This is a genomic window from Kitasatospora sp. NPDC056651 (assembly GCF_042792155.1).
Lineage (GTDB): Bacteria > Actinomycetota > Actinomycetes > Streptomycetales > Streptomycetaceae > Kitasatospora.
The window spans coordinates 1-3,511 of sequence record NZ_JBHTWX010000217.1 but is presented as its reverse complement, the minus strand read 5'-3'; the positions used below and the strand labels follow the sequence as shown (position 1 = coordinate 3,511).

2 protein-coding genes are annotated in these 3,511 nt (G+C 72.2%); both read right to left on the bottom strand.

Annotated elements, in window-relative coordinates; all coding sequences use genetic code 11:
• The coding region (locus ACFRAR_RS38420) for a hypothetical protein (RefSeq protein ID WP_380705043.1) at positions 1-2,386 on the bottom strand (2,386 nt) is incomplete at its 3' end.
• Between the two features lie 441 nt (positions 2,387-2,827).
• Positions 2,828-3,421 carry a hypothetical protein gene (locus ACFRAR_RS38415; RefSeq protein ID WP_380705041.1) on the bottom strand — a complete coding sequence of 198 codons (594 nt, stop codon included), beginning with the start codon at positions 3,419-3,421 and terminating at the stop codon, positions 2,828-2,830.
• Between the last annotated feature and the right edge of the window lie 90 nt (positions 3,422-3,511).

Sequence of the window (3,511 nt, the reverse complement as noted above, 5' to 3'; positions counted from 1 at the left end):
GCCGCGACCACTGGGTTCGGGCGCCGTTCAGCACCTTCGCCCCGGCCGGGGTGCCGCCGAGGAACAGCGCGGCCGGTCCGCCGACCAGCAGCACCAGGCCGGCGATCAGCGCGACGGGCAGCAGCAGCCGGGCGGTGCCGGACCGGTCGGGCACCGGGGTGCCGATCGGGGCCGCGGCGAGCGCGCTGCCGGAGGGCGCGGCGGTGGCGGCGGGCTTGCCGCCGGCCGCGGTGCCGGGGGCCGCCGCGCCACCGGTCGTACCGGTGCCGGTCGATCCGGTGCCGGTGGACCCGGTGCCGGTGGACCCGCCGCCGGACAGGCCGCCGGAGGACCCGAGGCCGCCGGTGCCGCCGTCCGCGCTGGTGGTGCCGCCGGTGCCGGAGTCGCCGACCGGGGTGGTGCCGCCGGTGCCGCCCTCCGGGGTGCCCGGCTCTGAGGTCCCGGGCTTCGGGCCGGTCTGGTTGCCGGGCAGCTTGCCGTCCTGGGCCTCGACGTGCTCGACGGCCTGCTGGGCCTGCTGCCGCTGGGCGTTGTTCAGGGCGAGGAAGCCCTGGGTCAGCTGGCCGGGCGCGATGCCGTAGGTCTGCCCGGTGGTGGTCACCGTCTTGAGGAACCGGGCGATCACGGCCGCCTTCGCGGCGGGCACCCCGCCGGTCGGGACCATCGCGTACTGGACGTAGCTCAGCGGGTACGCCCGCTGGTCACGGGAGAACGCGGTGTCGGGCGTGCCGTAGGGCAGTTGCTGGACTCCGGTGGCGGGGTCGGTCGGCATGTCGCCGACCGCGGCCTGGAAGCCGGCCGTGGACGGTGCCACGAAGGCGCCGGCCGGGTTGAGCAGCGTGGCCTCGGGCAGCGAGAACGCCTTGGCCTGGGCGCTGTCCATGATCGCGAGGATCATGCGCTGGCCGGCCGCCTGCGCGGCACAGGCGTCGTGTCCGCCGTTGGCGTTGTAGGTCGGCTGCTGGCAGTTCGGGCGGTTCTGGACCTGGTTGCGGGCGACCCGGGAGAGGCCCTCGGTGGAGGGCACCCACTCGAACTGCTTCCAGTGCGCCGTGTCGGCACCGTCCTGCGGCGTGCTCGTCCCGGACATGTCCTGGGGCTGGAAGGCGTCGGTCGGGTAGCCGGTGAACCGGGGCTTCAGGTAGAAGCTGTCGACGCGCATGCCCCACGGGTCCGGCTCACCGTCGAGGAAGCGGGCGGCGTCCGGGTCGGCCGCGACCCACGAGGTCAGCAGGTAGGTGAAGTCCGTCGTACCGCCGGGGACACCGGGGAAGATCGTCAGGGCGCCGCCGCAGCCGCTCGGCCAGGTGATCCCGTTCTCCGGGGTCTGCGGGTTCAGCTTCTGGAACTCGGGATCGGTGAAGAGGCAGATCGGGTTGCCGGCCACGGAGGGGATGTCGGCACCGGGCGACGCGTAGGACTGGGTCAGCAGTTTGGCCAGCAGCCGCGCGTTCAGCTTCATGTCCCGGATCTGCCGGCCGGTCTCCGGGTCGTCGACCACGAAGGTCACGGAGATCCCGGTCGTCGCCAGCGGGGCGTAGACGTACGGCCGCGCGGGCGGTGACGTGTCCGGCCGGGCCGTCAGCGCGATGTCGATGCTGCTGCTGCCGCCCAGGAAGGACGACCGGGCCTGCGGCTCGCCACCGGCGGGGATGTAGCCCACGGTCATCGGGTTCTCGCCCAGGCACAGGCCCGAACGCCACTGCTGCATCGCCCGGTTGGCCATCTCCAGACCGGCCGCGCCGAAGTCCTGGGCGGTCGCGGCACAGGAGTCCGGGGTGGGGGCGAAGGAGAGCGGGACCACGGTCTTGTGAAGCCAGGCGCACTGCTCGCTGGTGCGGTTCTTGGTCTTGGAGTTGATCCGGCCCGGCTTCATGACGCCGTCCGAGGCGGCGTTGTAGAACCTGTCCTTGTCCATCCGGTGGTCGGCGCAGTCGGCCTTGCCACCGCGGATGTTGTACAGGTCCGTCGGGTCGCCGCCGTAGTTCGGCTCGACGACGATCGAGCAGGGGTGGGTGGCGTCGCAGCCGAGCGTGGTGCTCTCCTTGGCGCTCCACACCTCGATGGAGGCGGTGCCCGATCCGTCCGGGCCGGTCGGGGCCAGCACCATGTTCGTGGGCCAGTCCGGGGTCTCGGTGTGCACCGGGCGGGCCGGCTGCTCGAAGCCCAGGGAGCGGTCGCCGCCGTAGAGGGTGCTGCCGTAGCAGTCCGTCACCGCCGGGTCGGTTCCGCGGCACTGGTAGACCCGGACCGCGTACAGGTTGAGGGTCGACTCCACCGGAGTGGTCGTCACCGGGCCGCCGCTCTGGGTGACGGTCGGCGTGAAGCCGCTCCAGGAGACCTGGAGCACCTGGTTGGTCAGGTTGGCCGTCTGGGAGACCGTCACGCTCCCCTCGTCGCCGTACGTTCCGCTGGCCGGGATCCAGACCTTCGGACCGACCACGGTCGTCGAGGAGTCGGCGTGTGCCTGTGGCGCCGCGCCCAATCCGATCGGAATGACAGCGAGCGCCGCCACGACCGCCTTGGCGAGGGCCAGGGCCGGTAGTCGGCGGCGCCACCTTCCCCGACCTCTTCGGTCGGGTACGCGGCTTCTCATGCGGTGCCTCCGGGAGATGCGGGCCGCCGAGGGAGGCGGCGCGAGGGAGTCGGATCGCGCTGGGGACGGACGATTCCGTGCGTACTATTCGGCCAGCCGGACATGGCGGGATCCGGTCGGCCAGGTGTACGAGACCACAACGCGGTGACTCCGTACCGGAGTTGAATGATCCGCATGAAGCAGGCCCGCGCCGAGGCGCGGGCCCTGCGATCTGCGCGGATACTGCGGGGGTCAGCTCGCCGGGGTGAAGGACAGGGCGAGCGAACCGATCTTCTGACCGCCCTTGAAGTAGCCGGTCCCGAGCTTGCCGTCCAGGTAGTCCGCGCCGGCCGGGTCCACCTGGAAGCTGGAGGAGTTCAGGGTCTGGGTGGTGCCGGTGCGGCCGATCACGTTGTCGCCGCGCGGGTCCAGCAGCGGAACCGGGGTGGTCGAACCGTTCGGCACGGCGGTGAAGTAGCCCTTGGCGACCGAGAAGTCGAGCTGCTTGAAGGTCACGCTCTTGCCGGTCGAGAGGTTGACGAAGAGCAGACCGCCGCCGAACTGCACGTGCCCGTAGAAGCCGGGGATGTTCGCGGCGCCGTCGGTCACCGGGAGCGTCACGGTGAGACCGGTGTTGGGGTCGAGCTTCGGGTCGGCCGGCTGCAGCGGGATGACCAGGATGCCGTTGAGCGCGGCGTCCGCCAGGAACTTCACATCGGTGGTGATCACGGCCTGGCCGGAGGCCGGGGTGGTGGTCGTGTCGGCGGCGGCCACACCGCTCACACCGGTCAGGGCGAGGACGACGGCGGCGCCGGTCGCGGCCAGGCGGGCACTGATGCGGGACATGCTGAACTCCTTGGGAGAGGGAGAGGAGGGTCGTTCGGTGGTGCGGTTCGGGGGCTCAGCTGGGCCGGCGGCCGCAGGGGCGAGGCCCTG